Source organism: Brevibacterium oceani (genome assembly GCF_013623835.1).
GTDB classification, from domain to species: domain Bacteria; phylum Actinomycetota; class Actinomycetes; order Actinomycetales; family Brevibacteriaceae; genus Brevibacterium; species Brevibacterium oceani.
Genome location: NZ_JABKDE010000001.1, coordinates 280,820 through 297,676 on the forward strand (window position 1 = coordinate 280,820; position 16,857 = coordinate 297,676).

The 16,857-nt window shown below is 65.5% G+C and carries 18 protein-coding genes; 11 read left to right on the forward strand and 7 right to left on the reverse strand.

Features of this window, described 5'->3' with window-relative positions; all coding sequences use genetic code 11:
• Positions 1-26 precede the first annotated feature (26 nt).
• The gene (locus HK401_RS01370; RefSeq protein ID WP_181272859.1) at positions 27-854 is read right to left on the reverse strand and encodes an SGNH/GDSL hydrolase family protein; all 828 of its coding nucleotides are present in this window, start codon (positions 852-854) and stop codon (positions 27-29) included.
• A gap of 167 nt (positions 855-1,021) precedes the next feature.
• Between HK401_RS01370 and HK401_RS01375 the strand changes: the two genes are divergently transcribed.
• Positions 1,022-2,302: an amidohydrolase gene (locus tag HK401_RS01375; protein ID WP_181272860.1), complete on the forward strand. Its 1,281-nt coding sequence runs from the start codon at positions 1,022-1,024 to the stop codon at positions 2,300-2,302.
• Positions 2,299-4,113 (forward strand): threonine/serine exporter family protein, encoded by a 1,815-nt coding sequence (locus HK401_RS01380; protein ID WP_181272861.1) that lies wholly within the window; start codon positions 2,299-2,301, stop codon positions 4,111-4,113. The genes HK401_RS01375 and HK401_RS01380 overlap by 4 nt, the downstream gene beginning before the upstream one ends.
• Positions 4,114-4,166: 53 nt before the next feature.
• Here the strand turns inward: HK401_RS01380 and HK401_RS01385 are convergent, their stop codons facing one another.
• The gene (locus tag HK401_RS01385) at positions 4,167-4,868 is read right to left on the reverse strand and encodes a uracil-DNA glycosylase (protein WP_181272862.1); all 702 of its coding nucleotides are present in this window, start codon (positions 4,866-4,868) and stop codon (positions 4,167-4,169) included.
• Positions 4,869-5,154: 286 nt separating this feature from the next.
• Here HK401_RS01385 and HK401_RS01390 point away from each other — a divergent pair, with 286 nt between their 5' ends.
• The 6 genes from HK401_RS01390 to HK401_RS01415 all read left to right on the forward strand — a co-directional run bounded on the left by HK401_RS01390 (position 5,155) and on the right by HK401_RS01415 (position 11,019).
• Positions 5,155-6,621, forward strand: coding sequence for an aldehyde dehydrogenase family protein (locus HK401_RS01390; protein ID WP_181272863.1), 1,467 nt, complete (start codon positions 5,155-5,157; stop codon positions 6,619-6,621).
• A 291-nt stretch (positions 6,622-6,912) separates the two neighbouring features.
• Positions 6,913-7,179, forward strand: a complete 267-nt coding sequence (locus tag HK401_RS01395) for a DUF3263 domain-containing protein (protein ID WP_166973719.1) — start codon at positions 6,913-6,915, stop codon at positions 7,177-7,179.
• 2 nt (positions 7,180-7,181) lie between these two features.
• Positions 7,182-7,763 carry a LytR C-terminal domain-containing protein gene (locus HK401_RS01400; RefSeq protein WP_181272864.1) on the forward strand — a complete coding sequence of 194 codons (582 nt, stop codon included), beginning with the start codon at positions 7,182-7,184 and terminating at the stop codon, positions 7,761-7,763.
• 284 nt (positions 7,764-8,047) lie between these two features.
• Positions 8,048-8,251, forward strand: coding sequence for a cold-shock protein (locus HK401_RS01405; protein ID WP_025780447.1), 204 nt, complete (start codon positions 8,048-8,050; stop codon positions 8,249-8,251).
• 516 nt (positions 8,252-8,767) lie between these two features.
• Positions 8,768-10,411 carry a chaperonin GroEL gene (gene groL, locus HK401_RS01410; RefSeq protein ID WP_166973712.1) on the forward strand — a complete coding sequence of 548 codons (1,644 nt, stop codon included), beginning with the start codon at positions 8,768-8,770 and terminating at the stop codon, positions 10,409-10,411.
• 224 nt (positions 10,412-10,635) lie between these two features.
• Positions 10,636-11,019, forward strand: coding sequence for a hypothetical protein (locus tag HK401_RS01415; RefSeq protein ID WP_181272865.1), 384 nt, complete (start codon positions 10,636-10,638; stop codon positions 11,017-11,019).
• A 60-nt stretch (positions 11,020-11,079) separates the two neighbouring features.
• On the opposite strand, the gene HK401_RS01420 is transcribed toward HK401_RS01415, so the two are convergent.
• Positions 11,080-11,847 (reverse strand): DUF1707 SHOCT-like domain-containing protein, encoded by a 768-nt coding sequence (locus tag HK401_RS01420; protein WP_181272866.1) that lies wholly within the window; start codon positions 11,845-11,847, stop codon positions 11,080-11,082.
• 122 nt (positions 11,848-11,969) lie between these two features.
• On the opposite strand from HK401_RS01420, the gene HK401_RS01425 reads away from it, so the two are divergent.
• The 3 genes from HK401_RS01425 (at position 11,970) to HK401_RS01435 (ending at position 13,884) form a co-directional block, all read left to right on the forward strand.
• Entirely contained in the window at positions 11,970-12,719 is a 750-nt protein-coding gene (locus HK401_RS01425; protein ID WP_181272867.1) for a TSUP family transporter, read from the forward strand.
• A 101-nt stretch (positions 12,720-12,820) separates the two neighbouring features.
• Positions 12,821-13,666, forward strand: coding sequence for a hypothetical protein (locus HK401_RS01430; RefSeq protein WP_181272868.1), 846 nt, complete (start codon positions 12,821-12,823; stop codon positions 13,664-13,666).
• Positions 13,666-13,884: an RNA-binding S4 domain-containing protein gene (locus HK401_RS01435; protein WP_181272869.1), complete on the forward strand. Its 219-nt coding sequence runs from the start codon at positions 13,666-13,668 to the stop codon at positions 13,882-13,884. Before HK401_RS01430 ends, HK401_RS01435 begins: the two co-directional genes overlap by 1 nt.
• Positions 13,885-14,038: 154 nt before the next feature.
• On the opposite strand, the gene pspAB is transcribed toward HK401_RS01435, so the two are convergent.
• From pspAB to HK401_RS01455, 4 genes are all read right to left on the reverse strand, one after another.
• On the reverse strand, positions 14,039-14,638 hold the full coding sequence (pspAB, locus tag HK401_RS01440) for a PspA-associated protein PspAB (protein WP_181272870.1): 600 nt from the start codon (positions 14,636-14,638) through the stop codon (positions 14,039-14,041).
• An 87-nt stretch (positions 14,639-14,725) separates the two neighbouring features.
• Positions 14,726-15,637 (reverse strand): zinc metalloprotease HtpX, encoded by a 912-nt coding sequence (gene htpX, locus HK401_RS01445; protein WP_181272871.1) that lies wholly within the window; start codon positions 15,635-15,637, stop codon positions 14,726-14,728.
• A gap of 85 nt (positions 15,638-15,722) precedes the next feature.
• Positions 15,723-16,007, reverse strand: a complete 285-nt coding sequence (gene pspAA / locus HK401_RS01450; protein ID WP_181272872.1) for a PspA-associated protein PspAA — start codon at positions 16,005-16,007, stop codon at positions 15,723-15,725.
• Complete coding sequence (locus tag HK401_RS01455; protein WP_181272873.1) at positions 16,004-16,753, reverse strand: PspA/IM30 family protein; 750 nt, start codon at positions 16,751-16,753, stop codon at positions 16,004-16,006. The genes pspAA and HK401_RS01455 overlap by 4 nt, the downstream gene beginning before the upstream one ends.
• Positions 16,754-16,857 lie beyond the last annotated feature (104 nt).

The following is a 16,857-nucleotide window of genomic DNA, read 5'->3' on the forward strand; positions in this document are numbered from 1 at the left end:
CTCACTCAGCCGCACCGCAGGCATCCTCACTCGACCGTGTCGTCGGTGCCGTGTGCGCGCTCGACGAGGTCGCGGACGCGGGTGAGTTCGGGCAGCTTCGGATCGAGTCTGTCCCCGGAGGACTCGCCGCGCAGGCGCCGGCCGACCCACGGGCCCAGGTACTGCTTGGCCCACCGGGACTCCTCGCTCATCACCTCTCGGATCGCCCGCGTCGGTCGCGCGGGGATGCCGAAGCCCTCGACCGGCAGCGAGTGGCCGGATTCGAGGGTGGCCAGAGCCTGTTCGGCGACGAGATGGTGGCCCTTGGGGGAGAGGTGGATGCGGTCATCGGCCCACATCTCCGCGGCATAGAGCGAACGCAGCCCCCAGACATCGATCATGTGGCAGCCGTGACGCTGCGCGATCGACCACAGGTGCGCATTGTAGACACCCACGCGCGGGCGCACCGCCCGGATCAGCGGAGTGCTGAACTCGGTGTCGAAGCCGTTGCACATGAGCACCTCGATGCCGGCCTCACGCAGCGCGACGACGGCGCGTTCGAACTTCGCGGCCAGGGCGTCGATATCCGCTTTGGGCCGCAGACAGTCGTTGCCGCCGGCGCACAGGCTCACGAGGTCCGGCTTCAGCTCCAGGGCACGAGGCACCTGTTCGTCGATGATGCGGTCGAGGAGACGGCCGCGGATCGCGAGGTTGGCGTACGACACGTCCGGGCTGCCCACGGAGGATTCGGTGAGCATGAGTGCCAGACGGTCGGCCCACCCGCGGAAACGGTCGTCGGCTCGGGGATCGGGATCCATCAGTCCTTCGCTGAACGAGTCTCCGACAGCCACGTATGAGGTGATGGTCTTGAGCATCAGGGATCCTTCTCTCGTCGTTCTCCCATCCAGACTATACGCACGCTCTGACGCGGCGTCCGTCCGGGGACGCCACGACGGTGCGGGGTGACTCGGTCGAAACGGGATGTGGCGTAGACTCGACACCGCATCCAGACGTCGCCGCCGACCCCTTCGCAAGGAGCACAATGTACCGTTCGGTTCCGGTCCCCGCCCCCACAGATCTCGTCATCACGAACGCACGGATCGTACCCGTGGCCGACGAGCGCGGAAACCGTGCCGAACCCCTCGAATCGGGCACGCTGACCATCTCGAACGGCCGCATCGCCGAGGTGGCCGCCGGGTCCGTCGACACCTCCGCGCTGCCCGCCGGGATCGAGGTCATCGATGCCGGCGGACGCTGGGTCCTGCCCGGTTTCATCGAAGCTCACGGCCACCTCGGCGTGCATGAGGACGGGGAGGGCTGGTCCGGTGACGATACGAACGAGATGACCGATCCCAACGGGGCGGGCCTGCGCGCGCTCGACGGCATCGACCCCACCGATCTCGGCTTCAAGGATGCGCTGCGCGGGGGAGTCACCTCGGCGCTCATCAAACCCGGTTCCGGCAACCCCATCGGCGGGCGCACTGCGTTCGTGAAGACCTGGGGCCGGATCGTCGACGAGATGCTCGTCACCGAGGATCTGTCGGTGAAGTCCGCCCTCGGCGAGAACCCGAAGCGCGTCTACGGGGAGAAGAAGGTCACCCCCTCGACGAGGATGGGTACCGCGAAGATCATCCGCGACGCCTTCGTCGACGCCCGGAACTACCAGGCCAAACGTGCCCACGCCGAGGCCGAGGGCACACCGTTCGACCGTGACCTGGTCAAGGAGACCCTCGCCGACGTCCTCGACGGCAAGCTCGCATGGGACCAGCACTGCCACCGCGCCGACGACATCGCCACGGCCATCCGCCTGTCCGAGGAATTCGGCTACCGCCTGGTCATCAACCACGGCACCGAAGGCCACAAGATCGCCGACTACATCGCCGACAAGGGCATCGACGTCATCCTCGGCCCCCTGATGACCAGCCGGTCGAAGGTCGAGCTGCGCGACCGCACGCTGGCCACCGCGGCGGCCCTGGCCAAGGCGGGCGTGCGCATCGCCCTGACCACCGACCATCCGGTCATCCCGATCAACTTCCTCATCCACGAGGCCTCGCTGGCCGTGAAGGAAGGACTCGACCCGGTCGTGGCCATCGAAGCGCTGACGATCAACCCCGCCGCGATCTTCGGCCTCGAGGACCGATTGGGCTCCCTGTCCGTCGGCCGCGACGCCGACGTCGTCATCTGGTCCGGTGACCCGCTCGACCTCGACTCCCGAGCAGAGCAGGTCTTCGTCTCCGGACGCCGGGTCTTCGAATTCGACGCGCAGACGGGAACCGCGAACATCGCCGACCCACACGGCCCGACTCTCATCAGCGAGCCGTGAGCGACGAAGATCTCGAAGACGCCACCACCGCCGAGGTGCGGGTCGATCCCCCGACCGCGCCCGGTCCCGTCCGCGGATCGACTCCGGCCACGGGCGCCAACGGCAATCCCGAGGCCGGATCCCAGGCCCTGCGGGAGCTGCTCGAACGCACCCGCCTGCAGCGCCTGGCCGAGCTGCGGGAGACCCCGACCGGAACCCAGCCGGACGATGTCGCCAAGGCCGCGGCCGCGAAGGCGGCGAAACCGAGCCGGAGCGGGGGACGGGCGAAGCCCCGGACCGACCACCTCGGCGCGTCTCAGCGGATAGCGCAGAAGGTCGCCCGACGCACCGTCGGCAAACTCGTCTCGGGCACCACCACGACGAACACCCAGCCGGTGCCGATCGTCACCGCGCTCAGGGGCACCCCGTACCAGGCGCCGGTGCAGGCGACCGAGCCGAGCGAAGACGAGGCGCGGATGATCCTCGACCTCGCCGCGGACATCGCGGCGATGATGATGCGCGCCGGTGCCGGCACCAGCGATGTCGAGGTCTCGGTCATCGCCGCATGCACCGCGTGCGGTCTCGCCACGGTCGAGGTGGACCTGACCTCGAACACCCTCGTCGTGCACTACTCGACCTCCGACGGTCGTCTGCTGACGGTGATGCGGGTCAACCGCGGCGAATCCACGCACTATGCGAAGCTCGCCTCGGTGCACAAGCTGGTGACCGACCTCGTCGACGGTCGACTCGAATTCAACGAGGCACGCAACCGCCTCGACGCGATCCGCTCCCAGCGCCGGCCGTTCCCGCAGTGGTTCACCACCGGCGCGTGGGGAATGATGGTCGGTGCGCTGGTTCTCCTCCTCGGGGGAGGGCCGGTCGCGGTTCCTCTGGGCATCGCCATGGCGATCCTCATCTTCCAGGTCGGCAAGTGGATCGGCCGGACGCACCTGCCGTCGTTCTTCATCACGGCGCTCCAGGCTGCCGCGGCGACGCTCATCGCCACGATCGCCGGCGACCTCGGCCTCATCGCCTCACCGCAGTACCTCGTGGCCGCCGGCATCGTTCTGCTGCTGCCGACCCAGTCGCTCTATTCGGCCGTGCAGGACGCGTTGACGAACTTCCCGCTCACCGCGGCCGGGCGCGTGGTCGGGGTGTTCATGACCCTGGCGGGCATCGTCTCCGGCATCGCCTTGGGCGTCGTGTGCGGGCAGGCGATCGGGCTGAGCCATATCGAGGTGCTCGTGCCGAAGACGAGTCCGCATGTGGTCACTGCCATCCTGTCGATGTTCGCGGCCGTCGTGGTCTCGATGTCCGGTGCCGTGGCGATGTCGGCCAGGCGGCGGTTCATCCTGCCTGCGGCTCTGGTCGGGCTCGCTTCGCACATCACCATGATGTCGCTGACCCTGCTGCACATCGACAATGTGCTCGCCAGCCTGCTCGCGGCCACCGTCACCGGGTTCCTTTCGAGGCCGTTGGCGCTGCGGCTGGGAGCACCGGCGATCGTGCTCATGATCCCCGGCATCTACACCCTGCTGCAGGGACTGTCGATCTTCACCGCCGTCTACCAGATCGCCTCGGACTCGGAGAACGTCTCGTTCGCCGTCGGCCTGTCCTCGCTGTTCACCGCGATCCTGGCGAATGCCGCCCTGGCGGTCGGCGCGGTGTTCGGCAGCTATCTGGCACTGCCGCTGAAGAACCTCAAGAGCCGCAGCTCGGCCGAGGAGAAGGTCGAGTCGGTGCGCAGCGGAGAGCCGGTGACCGCGGTCGTCGACACCGTCCAGACCGGCGGGACGAAGACGCAGACGGGGTCGGCGCCGACCGAGCCGTGAGGGTTCAGTCGGAGCGGTCAGGCTCTGAGGCGGCAGCGCCCAGTCGTGAGGACTCAGCCCTGAGGCGGCAGCGCCCAGTCGACGGGCGCGATACCCTTCTGCCCGAGCAGCTCGTTGACCCGTGAGAACGGGCGGGAGCCGAAGAATCCGCGGCTGGCCGACAACGGCGACGGGTGCGGGGATTCGATGATGGCCACCTCGGCGGTGCCCGATGTCAGCAGCGGCGCAAGGTTGCGGGCATCCCTGCCCCAGAGGATCGCGACGAGGGGCTGATCGCGTTCGGTCAACGCGGCGATCGCACGTTCGGTGATCTCCTCCCAGCCTTTGCCCCGGTGGGAGGCAGGCTGTCCCGGGGCGACGGTCAGCGCCCGGTTGAGCAGCATCACGCCCTGGCATGACCACGCCCGCAGATCTCCATGGGCGGCCGGTGATATCCCGAGATCGGCCTCGAGCTCCTTGTAGATGTTGCCCAGCGATCGGGGGAGGGGTCTGACCTCGGGGTCGACGGCGAACGACAGGCCGATCGGATGCCCCGGCGTCGGGTAGGGATCCTGACCGACGATGAGGACCTTCACCTCGGCGAGCGGTTCGGCGAAGGCACGGAACACGTTCGACCCGGTGGGAAGGTACTCGCGCCCGGCGGCGAGTTCGGCGCGGAGGAAATCGCCCATCGCGTGGATGCGGTCCTCGACATCGGCGAGGGCCTCGGCCCAATCGGGGGACATGATCTCGGTCATCGGAGGCGTCGACGTCATGGGCACGAGTGTAGCGAGGCCGAGTCGGCGTGACACATCAACGGTTACCCAGGAGTGTTTGGTCGATCCGCGGTGATTTCCTTGATGAAACCGCCGCGGATCGACCAAACAACGATGTGCGGCAGGCGTGAGGTGCGCGCACCCGTGCACGTGTTTCGGTCGCCGTGCACGTGTGCACGTGCCGCAGACCGGGTGTGCGTGATCGCGTATCGATCGGGAGTATTGCCGTTCAACGCCACACGTTATGCTCGGCCTAAGGAGTTCATCGTTGAACGAAAGGACGAGAATGTCGGATTTCCCCGAGGCCAAGAACTGGAAGATGCTCATCGGCGGCGAGTGGGTCGATGCCGCTGACGGCGACACCACCGATGTCATCACCCCGATCGACCGCAACGTCGTCATCGCGAAGGTGCCCAACGGCAAGGAGGCCGACGCCGATCGTGCCGTCAGGGCCGCGCGGAAGGCCTTCCCCGAGTGGGCGGCCGTGCCGTTCAAAGAACGCCAGAAGAAGCTGCTGGCCTGCGCCGATGCGCTCGAAGCCGCCTCAGAGGAGCTGGCCCAGCTGACCGCCATCGACACCGGAAACGCGATCCGCACGCAGGCCCGCCCGGAGACCATCACCCTGGCCGACCTGTTCCGTTACATGGGCGGAGTCGCCGGAGAGGTCAAGGGCAACACCCTGCCCGCCGGTGACGGACAGCTGCAGTACACCAAGCGTGTGCCGCTGGGCGTCGTCGCGGGCATCCTGCCCTGGAACTCCCCGCTGATGATCGCGGCATTCAAGACCCCTGCCGCGCTCGCCGCCGGCAACACGATCGTCCTCAAGTGCGCCGAGGATGCGCCGCTGACGATCCTCAAGATGGCCGAGATCATCGCCGACATCCTCCCCGCGGGTGTCCTCAACGTCGTCACCGGCAAGGGCTCGGTCATCGGTGAGGCCCTCAACGTCCACCCCGACGTCGACAAGGTCTCGTTCACCGGTTCGACGAGCGTCGGCCGTCACGTCGCCGAGGTGGCCGGTGGCCGTCTCGCACATTCGTCGATGGAGCTCGGCGGCAAGTCCCCGAACATCATCTTCCCGGACTCGAACGACGACGACACCCTCCAGCAGGTGCTGCTGTCGACTCGCTTCGCCCGCCAGGGACAGTCCTGCACGATGGGTTCGCGCCTCTTCCTCCACGAAGACATCTACGATGACTTCCTCGCCAAGCTCGTCGATGCGGTGTCGAAGATGAAGGTCGGCGACCCTCGCGATGAGGACTCCGACATCGGCTGCATCATCAACCAGAAGCAGTACGACCAGGTCGCTTCCTACATCGAGATGGGCAAGTCGATGGACGGCGTCGAGATCGCCTACGACGGCTCCGATTCGCTCGAAGTCGGCGAGCCCGGCTTCTACCATGCACCCGTGATCTTCTCGAAGGCCAAGAACGACTGGCAGACCAGCCGCGAAGAGATCTTCGGTCCCGTCCTCTCGGTCATTCCGTGGAAGGACATCGACGAGGTCATCGAGATGGCCAATGATTCCGACTTCGGTCTCGCGGCTTTCGTCTTCACGAAGAACGTCGACGCGGCGCTGACCATGGCCAACCGCATCGAGTCCGGCTGGGTGCAGGTCAACCAGGGCGGCGGTCAGCTTGCCGGCCAGTCCTACGGCGGCATGAAGACCTCCGGCTTCGGTCGCGAAGCCTCGCTCGAAGGCATGCTCGAGGGCTTCACCCAGATCAAACAGGTCAACATCCGCATCCGCTGAGCGGATACGCTCGCCGAGGTGGGGCATCCTCGCCGAGGTGGCCCGCCCTGCCGGGACCGGACCCCGAGTCCGAGGATGGGCCCCTCCCTGAGGCGGGGCCGCCTCGGCGAATGACCCCGTCGCTCACCCCGTCGCAGCGCACAACAATCAGTTGTGCTGCGGCGGGGTGGTGCGGTTCTCGACGGGCGTCGCGAGGGACCTCACAGCTTCGGCGGCGCGCCGAAAATTTCGGTCCCGTCGATCGGGCGATAATATAGAAGCACAGTCACCTCTCGAAGGAGCACATCCCCTATGCCGCCGAACAACGACACCTCAGAACTGAGCGAGCTCGAGGTGGCCGTTCTCGAATTCGAGCGGCGGTGGTGGAAATACGGTGGAGCCAAGGATCACGCGATCCGTGAGCGATTCGACATGTCAGCCACCAGCTACTTCCAGATACTGAACTCGCTTCTGGACAACCCTGCCGCTCTGGCCAGCGATCCGATGCTGGTCAAGCGCCTTCGCCGGATCCGCACCACGCGGCAGAGCGAGCGCGCCCAAGCCCGCGTCTCGAGGTAGACATGACCGACGAATTCGACGAGATCGAGCCCGGCCGGCGTAGCGGCGCCCATCGACAGGAATCCGCAGCGTCGTCGAACATCGGTGCCATCTCTCTGGTCATCGTGCTCGCGCTCGTCGCGGTCCTGCTGGTCGTGGCCGCCATCAACATCATCTTCTCCTCGATGGGCAATCCCGAGTCGAAGATCGCCGACCCGCCGGCCTCGGAGTCCGCCTCGTCCGAGCCCTCGCCGAGCGAGAGCGAAGTCAACGTCGCCGACGATTCGATCACCGTCGACGTCCTCAACGGCTCCGGCGTCTCCGGCGCCGCGAAGAAGTTCTCCGAAGCAGTCGAAGACAAGGGCTGGAAGCTCGGCCAGGTCGGCAACTATTCGACGAACCTCACCGACTCGACCGTGTACTACAACGGCAAGGACAACGCGTCGCAGGCCAAGCTCGTCGCGAAGTCGCTCGGGATCTCGGCCACCGAGGCTTCCTCGGACTTCGATGCCGACGTCACCGTCGTCATCTGCTCGGACATCGCCGACCGTGGGCCCGAGTCGGGTGGAGAGAGCACAGAGGGCGCCGACTCCTCCGACGGCTGATGACTGCCGCGTTCCCCACGTGAACAGGGCGAAAAGCCTAAGGTAACGAATCTATAACAGTGTTGAGCGACCCCGGGTGGGGTGCGCGGCTGCGGTAGAGTGGCACCAGCTAGGCAAGCACAGCACCTTGTGTTCTATTCGTGCTTCACCGAGATTATTCTCCCGAGGTCAATGAGAGAAGTCGCGGGGTCGGTTGAGTTTTACTAGCTTCCGCAGCTCGATGCGGTCGCCCGATCGCGGCTGATCTGCGGGATTTCAATGGCACTGCACTGTATGGAGAAGTAATGGCACAAGGTACCGTCAAGTGGTTCAACGCTGAAAAGGGCTATGGATTCATCACCCTCGAAGGCGACAACCAGGACGTGTTCGTTCACTGGAGCGCAATCCAGATGGACGGCTACCGCTCTCTCGAAGAGGGCCAGCAGGTTCAGTTCGAAGTTGGAGAAGGACAAAAGGGTCCTCAGGCGGAGTCCGTCACCCTCCTCTGAGACTGGCTGCTGATAAGCACAGTTTTCTGATCCGCGGCACGGCGAAGCTCGAACGACCATGTGGTCGACCGGACTGACCGTACGCGGGGAAAGCGCCGAGCAGGCAACTGCTCGGCGCTTTTCAGTGCCCGGGAGGTGCAGGTGGTGCTCGGGTGCGGTGGTGCGCAGTCGTTTCGCGCTGGGCCGAACCGCCTCGGTGATGGTGACGAACCGAGTGTCTCGACGGCCGCACATATGCCCCGCGCCGCGAGAATCCGCGGAACTCGGTCGCGGATTCGCTCGATCCGCTCCCGGGCACCTGCCTGCCTCCACTGTGACGACAGACGACGAATATTTGCACTCGCATAGTGAGAGTGCTAAATCTAGTACTGGTGAAAACCGATGGGTTCCCACCAGTCGTCTCGAGAGCGTGGTCCTTATGTGGAATGGAACATGCGGACACACTCTCTGCCGTCGCGGGCGCTGATGACTGCTCTGGATTCCCACTCCACTCCATCAGGGAGGATCTAAGCCACTATGGCAAAGATGATTGCATTCGACGAAGAAGCTCGTCGGGGACTTGAAGCTGGCCTCAACCAGCTCGCGGACGCGGTCAAGGTGACCCTTGGACCCCGCGGTCGCAATGTCGTGCTCGAAAAGCAGTGGGGCGCACCGACCATCACCAACGATGGCGTCTCCATTGCCAAGGAGATCGAACTCGAGGACCCCTACGAGAAGATCGGCGCCGAACTCGTCAAGGAAGTCGCCAAGAAGACTGACGACGTCGCAGGCGACGGAACCACCACCGCTACCGTGCTCGCTCAGGCTCTCGTCCGCGAAGGCCTGCGCAACGTGGCAGCCGGTGCTGATCCGCTCAGCCTCAAGCGCGGCATCGAGAAGGCAGTGGAAGCTGTCACCGGTGTCCTGCTGAACAACGCCATCGACATCGAGACCAAGGAACAGATCGCCGCCACCGCAGGCATCTCCGCTGGAGATCCTGCCATCGGTGAACTGATCGCCGAGGCCATCGACAAGGTCGGCAAGGAAGGCGTCGTCACCGTCGAGGAGTCCAACACCTTCGGACTCGAACTCGAACTGACCGAGGGTATGCGCTTCGACAAGGGCTACATCTCCGGTTACTTCGTCACCGACACCGATCGCCAGGAAGCTGTCCTTGAGGACCCCTACATCCTCATCGTCAACTCCAAGATCTCGAACGTGAAGGACCTGCTGCCCGTCCTCGAGAAGGTCCAGCAGTCCAATAAGCCGCTGTTCATCATCGCCGAAGACGTCGAGGGCGAAGCCCTTGCCGTCCTGGTGCTCAACAAGCTCAAGGGCACCTTCAAGTCCGTCGCCGTCAAGGCACCGGGCTTCGGCGACCGCCGTAAGGCGCAGCTGGCCGACATCGCCATCCTCACCGGTGGCCAGGTCGTGTCCGAGGAAGTCGGGCTCAAGCTCGACAGCGTGACCACCGATCTGCTGGGCACCGCCCGCAAGGTCGTCATCACCAAGGACGAGACCACCATCGTCGAGGGCGCAGGAGACGCCGAGGAGATCGCCGGACGGGTCGCTCAGATCCGCGCCGAGATCGAGAACTCGGACTCCGACTACGACCGTGAGAAGCTGCAGGAGCGCCTGGCCAAGCTGGCCGGCGGTGTCGCAGTCATCAAGGCTGGAGCCGCCACCGAGGTTGAGCTCAAGGAAACCAAGCACCGCATCGAAGATGCTGTGCGCAACGCCAAGGCTGCTGTGGAAGAGGGAATCGTCGCCGGTGGCGGCGTCGCTCTGATCCAGGCGGGGAAGGCTGCCTTCGGAGACCTCGCACTCGAGGGAGACGAAGCAACCGGTGCGAACATCGTCAAGGTCGCCATCGAAGCCCCGCTCAAGCAGATCGCCACGAACGCCGGTCTCGAAGCCGGTGTGGTCGCCGACAAGGTCGCGAACCTCGAGCCCGGATTCGGCCTCAACGCCGCAACCGGTGACTACGAGGACCTGCTGGCTGCCGGCATCAACGATCCGGTCAAGGTGACCCGCTCTGCCCTGCAGAACGCCGCCTCGATCGCCGGTCTGTTCCTCACCACCGAGTCGGTCGTCGCCGACAAGCCCGAAAAGGCCGCCGCAGGTGCAGACGCAGCTGCCGGCATGGACGGCATGGGTGGAATGGGCGGCATGGGCTTCTGATCTGACCTCACCGTCAGAGCAGCCCCGCTGTTCGATCGGCCGTGCCGGTACCCGCAAGGGTGCCGGCACGGCCGTTTTCATGCCCGGTTCACAGGCGCCATGTGCGTTCCGCGGGTGCCGTGTTCCCCGACGAGGAGGCGCTGAGTATGCCCGGCCTCGGGCGATTCGCTTCAGCGGTGCCCTCGAGTATTGTCCTCGCAGATGCGCCCGCATAGGCTGGGCGCATGACTTTCATCGGCACCGATGCCTGCGGAAACAGCCCGAAGAACGTCTTCGTCGCCGAGTTCGAAGAGAACCTCTTCAATGGAGTCAGGGATTCCCTCGGCGAGGCGGTCGCTGAGGACTGTGTGCTCCAGATCGTCCGGCCCGAGGGCGTCCGGACCGCCACCGGCCGTGACGAGGTCGTCGACGCGCTGCTGGAGCTCTCGGCGCATTCGCCCGAGGCCGGCCACCTCGAAGCCGCGATCACCCACGGCAAGGCAGCGGCCGCCTGGGGCTATTGGCAGGCCGAAGCGGACAGCGATGATCTCAGGCACTTCTCCCACACGATGTGGTTCACCACGCACAAGGCGCAGGACTTCGGCCAGATCCGGGTCTTCCAGGTCTGATGAGCCGATCGGGGCGGCCGGCTACCGGCATCGGGGTCGGCTCAGCAACGACGACCCGCGTCAGTCCCAGGGGTTGTCACGGTGAGCACGCCGCCCTTCACGGCGCCGGCGCCGCTCATCCCGGCGGGCGATCTGTCCGGGCGAATACGGCGGGTGAGACGGGTGCGGCGGCTGCAGTCCTCTGCCGAACTCGGATTCGTAGTCATCGGCCGACTGCTCACCCTTCTCGAGTTCGCGTTTGGCCTCCGCATCGCCGAGGTGGGCCCGCGCCCTGCGCGTGAGTTCCCGCTTGCGCTCGCGGATCGTCTCCTCCTTGTGACCGACTCGGGAGAAGAATCCCAGGAGCATCGGAATGATGACGAAGATCGGCCAGAAGAAGATGAAATCCCCACGTGCGATCGATGTGAACGCCCAGATGGCCAACGTGATTCCGCCGGGGCCGGCGATGAGGCCGAGCGCTGCCCGGCGCACCCGATCCCGGTAGTACTGCTGTGCCGCGGCGTCGATCTGCTCAGGCGTGATCGGAACCCGGTCGGCCTCGAGCCGGGCCAGGGCCTGCGCACGGCCGGCATCGTCGAGTTTGCTCGGTTCGACCTCGGACGGGTCCGCCAGGACGAGGTCCTCGATCAGTGCTGGGACCTCACCGAGAGTCTTGACCTTCGCGGCCGCCTCGGAGCGTTCGTCGAATTCCTCCACGTCGAGCTGACCGAGCGCATACGCTTCCGAGAGCACATCGGAGACGACCGCACGGTCGGCGTCGGAGGCACGGACCTTTCCGTGCGATCGCGGATCGGCACTGAATCGCGACCAGAGGGGAGGAGAGTTCATGATGAATACTGTAACCCCGCTCCGGCCCGCCGATCGGGGCAACGACCGGGAAGTGCGCCGCATGCAGGCTGGGAGATGCACTGCCGGCAGCGTGGGAAGTGCACTGCATTAGACTCGACGGGGTGGAACCCGTCGTCGTGCTCATCCTCTTCGCCGTGTTCCTCGGGGCGCTGTCCCAACGCGTCACCGGGATGGGATTCGGCCTGGTCAGCGGCCCCTTCCTCGTCCTCCTCCTCGACCCGTACAGCGGGATCATCCTCGTCAACATCTGTGGGATCGTCGCCTCGGCTTCGGTCTTCGCCCGCACCTTCGCCGAGGTGGAGTGGGCGTCGTTCCGCCACCTGGCCCTGGGCGCGGTGATCGGGACGATCCCCGGCGCCCTTCTCGCCTCCGCGCTGCCGACCGCGCCGCTGCAGATCCTCATCGGACTGCTCATCATCGTCTCGCTCATCAGCTCTTTGGCTCTCGGTCGCCTCGGTCGCAGGATGCCGGCGAACCTCGGTACGCGATTCGGGTTCGGTGCGCTCTCCGGGGCGATGTCGGCGGCAGCGGGGGCCGGGGGACCGGCCGTCAGCGCCTACGCGGTGCTCACGGACTGGGAACAGCGGTCCTTCGCGGCCACCCTGCAGCCGTTCCTCGTCGTGGGGACCGCCTCGGCGGTGGTGGCGAAGTTGATCGCCCACGGTGGGGCGTGGCCCGCCCTGTCGATCGGCACGTGGATCGGTCTGGTCCTCGTCCTCGTGGCGGGACTGATCGGCGGGGACTGGCTGTCACGGCGCATCGACGCTTCGATCGCACGGATCGGCATGCTCGTCCTCGCCTTCGGCGGGGGAGCCGCGGCACTCCTCAAAGGGGCTGCGGCCCTGCTGTGAGGTGCTCGAGAACTGAGCGGATGTGGGGGACGGGTTCAGTCGTCTGTCAGTTTCGTCGGGCATACTGTTCGAGGACGCAGATAGCCGGGGAGGCATAGATCGTGACTGAAGTATTTCTGTTGCTGCTCGTTGTTCTCGGAGCCGTTTTCTTCATCGGCCACCGTAAAGAGAAGCGACGTCAGCGGGAAATCCACGCTGCCGAACTCCAGCAGGTGAAGAAGACCGCCGAAGAGGATGTCACATCGTTCGGCGAAGAAGTCGCCGAACTCGACATCATCACATCGGGTGTGGATCTCGACACTGGTGGAGCGCAGGACTACAAGCAGGCGCTGGACTCCTACGACATCGCCAAGGAGACCCTCGAGAAGGTCTCCGAACCCGCTGACATCCGTCACGTCACCGAGGCGCTCGAAGACGGGCGCTACGCCGCGAAGTGCGTGCGCGCCCGCGTCGAAGGCAAGCCGCTTCCCATGCGCCGTCCGCCCTGCTTCTTCAACCCGCAGCACGGACCATCGGTCGAGGACATCGACTGGGCCCCTGCCGGCGGTCAGCTGCGCCCCGTACCCGTGTGCGCTGCCGATGCCGAACGCGTGGCCGTCGGCGCCGATCCCATGGTGCGCAAGGTCGTCACGGCTGACGGACACACGCGCCGCGCCTATTGGGAGGCCGGCCCTGCCTACGCCGAGTACAACCGCGGCTACTTCAACTCCTACGCCGGCTCCGGCCTGCTTCCCGGCGTCCTCATGGGTGCCATGATGTTCGGCGGAATGGGCGGCGGCTGGGACGGTGCCTACGGCGGTGACATGGGAGATGGCGGCGGCGGAGACGCCGGTGGCGACATGGGCGACGGAGGTGGCGACGGCGGCTTCTTCGGCGGTGACGGAGGAGACGGCGGCGGACTCTTCGGCGGTGACGGCGGCGGACTGTTCGACGGGTTCGACTTCTGATGGAGACGATCGAGATCCGCGGTGAGTCGATCAAGCTCGGTCAGCTGCTCAAACTCCACGGTGTGGCCGAACACGGTGCCATGGCCAAGGACATGATCGCCGACGGTGAGGTCACCGTCAACGGCGAGGTCGAAACCCGCCGAGGTGCGACCATCCGTCCCGGCGACCGTATCGAAGCCCTCGGCGAAGCCTTCGAGGTGGGCGCCGAACAGGGCTGAGAAGCGCCGCTCACGTACAGAGACATATCGAGAACACAGACTTATCGAGAAGACAGTGGAGGGCGTCCCCGCGGGGACGCCCTCCACTTGTCTGATGGTGATTTGCTCGTTGCTGGATGACGCAGCCGGTTGGCCGTCCGTGCCACCGGAGCGCTCACTCCAGTTCGGGCGCCCCCGGGGTGTCGTTCATGCCCGGAGCATCCCACAGGGCCGACCAGTTCGAGGTGTCCTCCTCGAACGGAAGCTCACCGGAGAGGATGCCCTTGACCTGGATCTCGAGCGGATTGTCCCGCTGCTTCGGACCCGACTGCACGAACGGGTAGAACGTGCCGCGCTTGTACTGGTAGACCAACGCCATGCGCCGACCGTCGGGGTGGACGAAGTACACGGTGGTGCACAGCAGCATCGTGTCGAAGCCCTGATTGACCAGCGCCGAGTTCACGGCGTGGATGTTCGTGACGAGGTTGACCACCTCGGCGCCGGAATCCGAGACGACCTGCCAGGTGAACCCGAATCCGTCGTTCTCCTGCCGCACCGAGGCGGACGGATCGGAGCCGATGAGGGCGACGCTCTCGGACTCGGCCGACTGGAACGCGGCCCCTTCGACCTGTCGGAAGGCGACGGCGCCGACTCCGGTCGGGGTGAAGCCGGTGGCCGCCTGCAGGGTCAGTGCGGCAGGCGGCAGGGCGAAGAGGTCGTCGAGGTTGGCCCGCTTCGGTTTGGTGCGGCCGAGCAGTGCGTCGAAGAAACCCATGGAACTCCTAGTCGGGTGGTGCTGTGGGGTGAGTGGGGGCAGACAGCGGCGTGTTCTCGAATGCGCTGCGACCGTGTCCGTGACCGGTCACTCGGGGCGTGAGAGCTGGGCGGAGATCTTCGCCAGCTGATCCAGCCGCTTCTCGAGCGAGGGGTGGGTGGAGAAGAGCTGACCGAAGGCGGCCTTGCCGCTGATGGCCGGGATGAGGGCCAGATGGTTCGCCGAGGCGGATGAGCGCAGATCTTTCTCCGGGATCTTGCTCATGTCCCCGCTGAGCTTCGTCAGCGCCGATGCCAGCGTCGAGGGAGCACCGGTGAGGATCGCTGCGGCACGGTCGGCTGCGAGCTCACGATACCGGGACAATGCTCGGATGAGGACGAATGACAGCCCGTAGACGACGGCTCCGACGAGGATGAACAGCAGCTGGATAGGGATGCCGTTGTTATTGTTGTTCGACCGCCCGAAGCTCATGTAGTAGCCTGCGCGCATCATCAGCGCAGCGACCACACCGGTGACTCCGGCGACGGTCATCACGGTCACGTCGCGGTGCGCGACGTGGGAGAGTTCGTGAGCGAGGACGACCTCGACCTCGTCGCGATCGAGCTTTTCGAGCAGACCGCGGGTCACGCACACCACCGAGCGTTCGGGGGAGCGGCCGGTGGCGAAGGCGTTGGGGATCGAGGAATTCGACACCGCTACACGCGGCTTCGTCGAGTCAGCCAGCTGGCAGAGGCGGTCGACGATCGTGTGCAGCTCCGGTGCCTCCTCGGGGGTGACCTCCCTGCCGCCCATGGCGCGCATGGCGATCTTGTCGGAGAAGTACCACTGGAAGAAGAATGCTCCGGCGCTGACGACGACGGCGAAGATCACGCCGGGGACGCTCTGGCCGAACATCCACCAGATCGCGAGGATGAGGATGACGTAGATGAGCCCGTTGAGGAAGATCGTCCATCCCATCCGCATGGTCAGTCCGTTGTCTTTGACGAAGCGATTCTTCATCGTCGTTCCTCTCTGGGTATGGCAGAACCGGCCCACCGTCTCAAGCGAAGACAATGGGCCGGGTTGATCATTGCGGTATTCGGTTTCAGGCCGGGTCCGGGATGAAGCCCTCGCCCGTGAGCAGCTCGGCGATCTCGGCCAAGGTGGCATCGACGAACGGGATGACCACATCGGAGGAACCGAGGTAGTCGTCGGCGACCGGCTGGCCGTTGGCCGTGACGTAGTCGTGCAGGGCGTTCAGCGCGGTGCGGGCGGCTTCTTCGTTCCCGGCGTTCACGGCATCCTCGACCTGATTGTCGTACTTCTGCAGCAGGTCCTGGTCGACGTGGGCGACGTCGAACTGTCCTTCGCCCATGATGCGGATGATCATTGCTGATCCTCGCCTTCGAGCGACTTCTGATCCTGCTTCTCGGAGCCGGCCGGCAGGGACTCGCGCATCCGCTGCAGTTCCATCTCCACGTCGTTGTCGCTGGAGAGCGAATCGAGCTGTGCGGTGATGTCGTCCTTCTGGGTGCCCGTGACATCGTCGAGGGCACCGGAGGCGAGCAGTTCGTCGACGGCACCGGCACGTGCCTGCAGAGACGCGGTCTTGTCCTCGGCGCGCTGGACGGCCATTCCGACATCGCCGAGCTCTTCGGAGATGCCCGAGAACGCTTCGCCGATCTTGGTCTGTGCGTCGGCTGCGTTGTAGGTCGCCTTGAGGGTCTCCTTCTTCGTGCGGAAGGCGTCGACCTTGGCCTGCAGGCGCTGCGAGGCGAGGGTGAGCTTCTGCTCTTCGCCCTGCAGTCCCTCGTGCTGGCTCTGCAGATCGGTGATCTGCTGGGTGAGTCCGGACTTGCGGGTCAGGGCCTCGCGGGCGAGGTCCTCACGGCCGATCTCCATGGCTTTCTGCGCCTGACCGGAGAGCTTGTTCTGCTGCTGTTCGAGCTGGTTGATCTGCAGCTCGAGACGCTTGCGACTGGTGGCGACATCGGCAACACCGCGGCGGACCTTCTGCAGCAGCTCGAGCTGCTTCTGGTACGAATAGTCAAGGGTTTCGTTGGGGTTCTCGGCCTTGTCCAGAGCCTTGTTGGCTTTGGCACCGAAGATCGTCGCGATCCGTTGGAAGATACTCATCCGTAGTCGACTCCTGCATTGGTTTGACCCGACGTTGCCAACCCGATCCACTCCGGTCCGGAGATTCTCGGCCAACACCGCCGCGAACTATCGCTCTTCAGTCT

What these genes read in the sequence shown, in the direction of transcription:
- HK401_RS01370 (WP_181272859.1), bottom strand. Translation starts at nt 854, where the DNA reads ATGCTCAAGACCATCACCTCATACGTGGCTGTCGGAGACTCGTTCAGC.
- HK401_RS01375 (WP_181272860.1), top strand. Translation starts at nt 1,022, where the DNA reads ATGTACCGTTCGGTTCCGGTCCCCGCCCCCACAGATCTCGTCATCACG.
- HK401_RS01385 (WP_181272862.1), bottom strand. Translation starts at nt 4,868, where the DNA reads ATGACGTCGACGCCTCCGATGACCGAGATCATGTCCCCCGATTGGGCC.
- HK401_RS01390 (WP_181272863.1), top strand. Translation starts at nt 5,155, where the DNA reads ATGTCGGATTTCCCCGAGGCCAAGAACTGGAAGATGCTCATCGGCGGC.
- HK401_RS01395 (WP_166973719.1), top strand. Translation starts at nt 6,913, where the DNA reads ATGCCGCCGAACAACGACACCTCAGAACTGAGCGAGCTCGAGGTGGCC.
- HK401_RS01400 (WP_181272864.1), top strand. Translation starts at nt 7,182, where the DNA reads ATGACCGACGAATTCGACGAGATCGAGCCCGGCCGGCGTAGCGGCGCC.
- HK401_RS01405 (WP_025780447.1), top strand. Translation starts at nt 8,048, where the DNA reads ATGGCACAAGGTACCGTCAAGTGGTTCAACGCTGAAAAGGGCTATGGA.
- groL (WP_166973712.1), top strand. Translation starts at nt 8,768, where the DNA reads ATGGCAAAGATGATTGCATTCGACGAAGAAGCTCGTCGGGGACTTGAA.
- HK401_RS01415 (WP_181272865.1), top strand. Translation starts at nt 10,636, where the DNA reads ATGACTTTCATCGGCACCGATGCCTGCGGAAACAGCCCGAAGAACGTC.
- HK401_RS01420 (WP_181272866.1), bottom strand. Translation starts at nt 11,847, where the DNA reads ATGAACTCTCCTCCCCTCTGGTCGCGATTCAGTGCCGATCCGCGATCG.
- HK401_RS01435 (WP_181272869.1), top strand. Translation starts at nt 13,666, where the DNA reads ATGGAGACGATCGAGATCCGCGGTGAGTCGATCAAGCTCGGTCAGCTG.
- pspAB (WP_181272870.1), bottom strand. Translation starts at nt 14,638, where the DNA reads ATGGGTTTCTTCGACGCACTGCTCGGCCGCACCAAACCGAAGCGGGCC.
- htpX (WP_181272871.1), bottom strand. Translation starts at nt 15,637, where the DNA reads ATGAAGAATCGCTTCGTCAAAGACAACGGACTGACCATGCGGATGGGA.
- pspAA (WP_181272872.1), bottom strand. Translation starts at nt 16,007, where the DNA reads ATGATCATCCGCATCATGGGCGAAGGACAGTTCGACGTCGCCCACGTC.
- HK401_RS01455 (WP_181272873.1), bottom strand. Translation starts at nt 16,753, where the DNA reads ATGAGTATCTTCCAACGGATCGCGACGATCTTCGGTGCCAAAGCCAAC.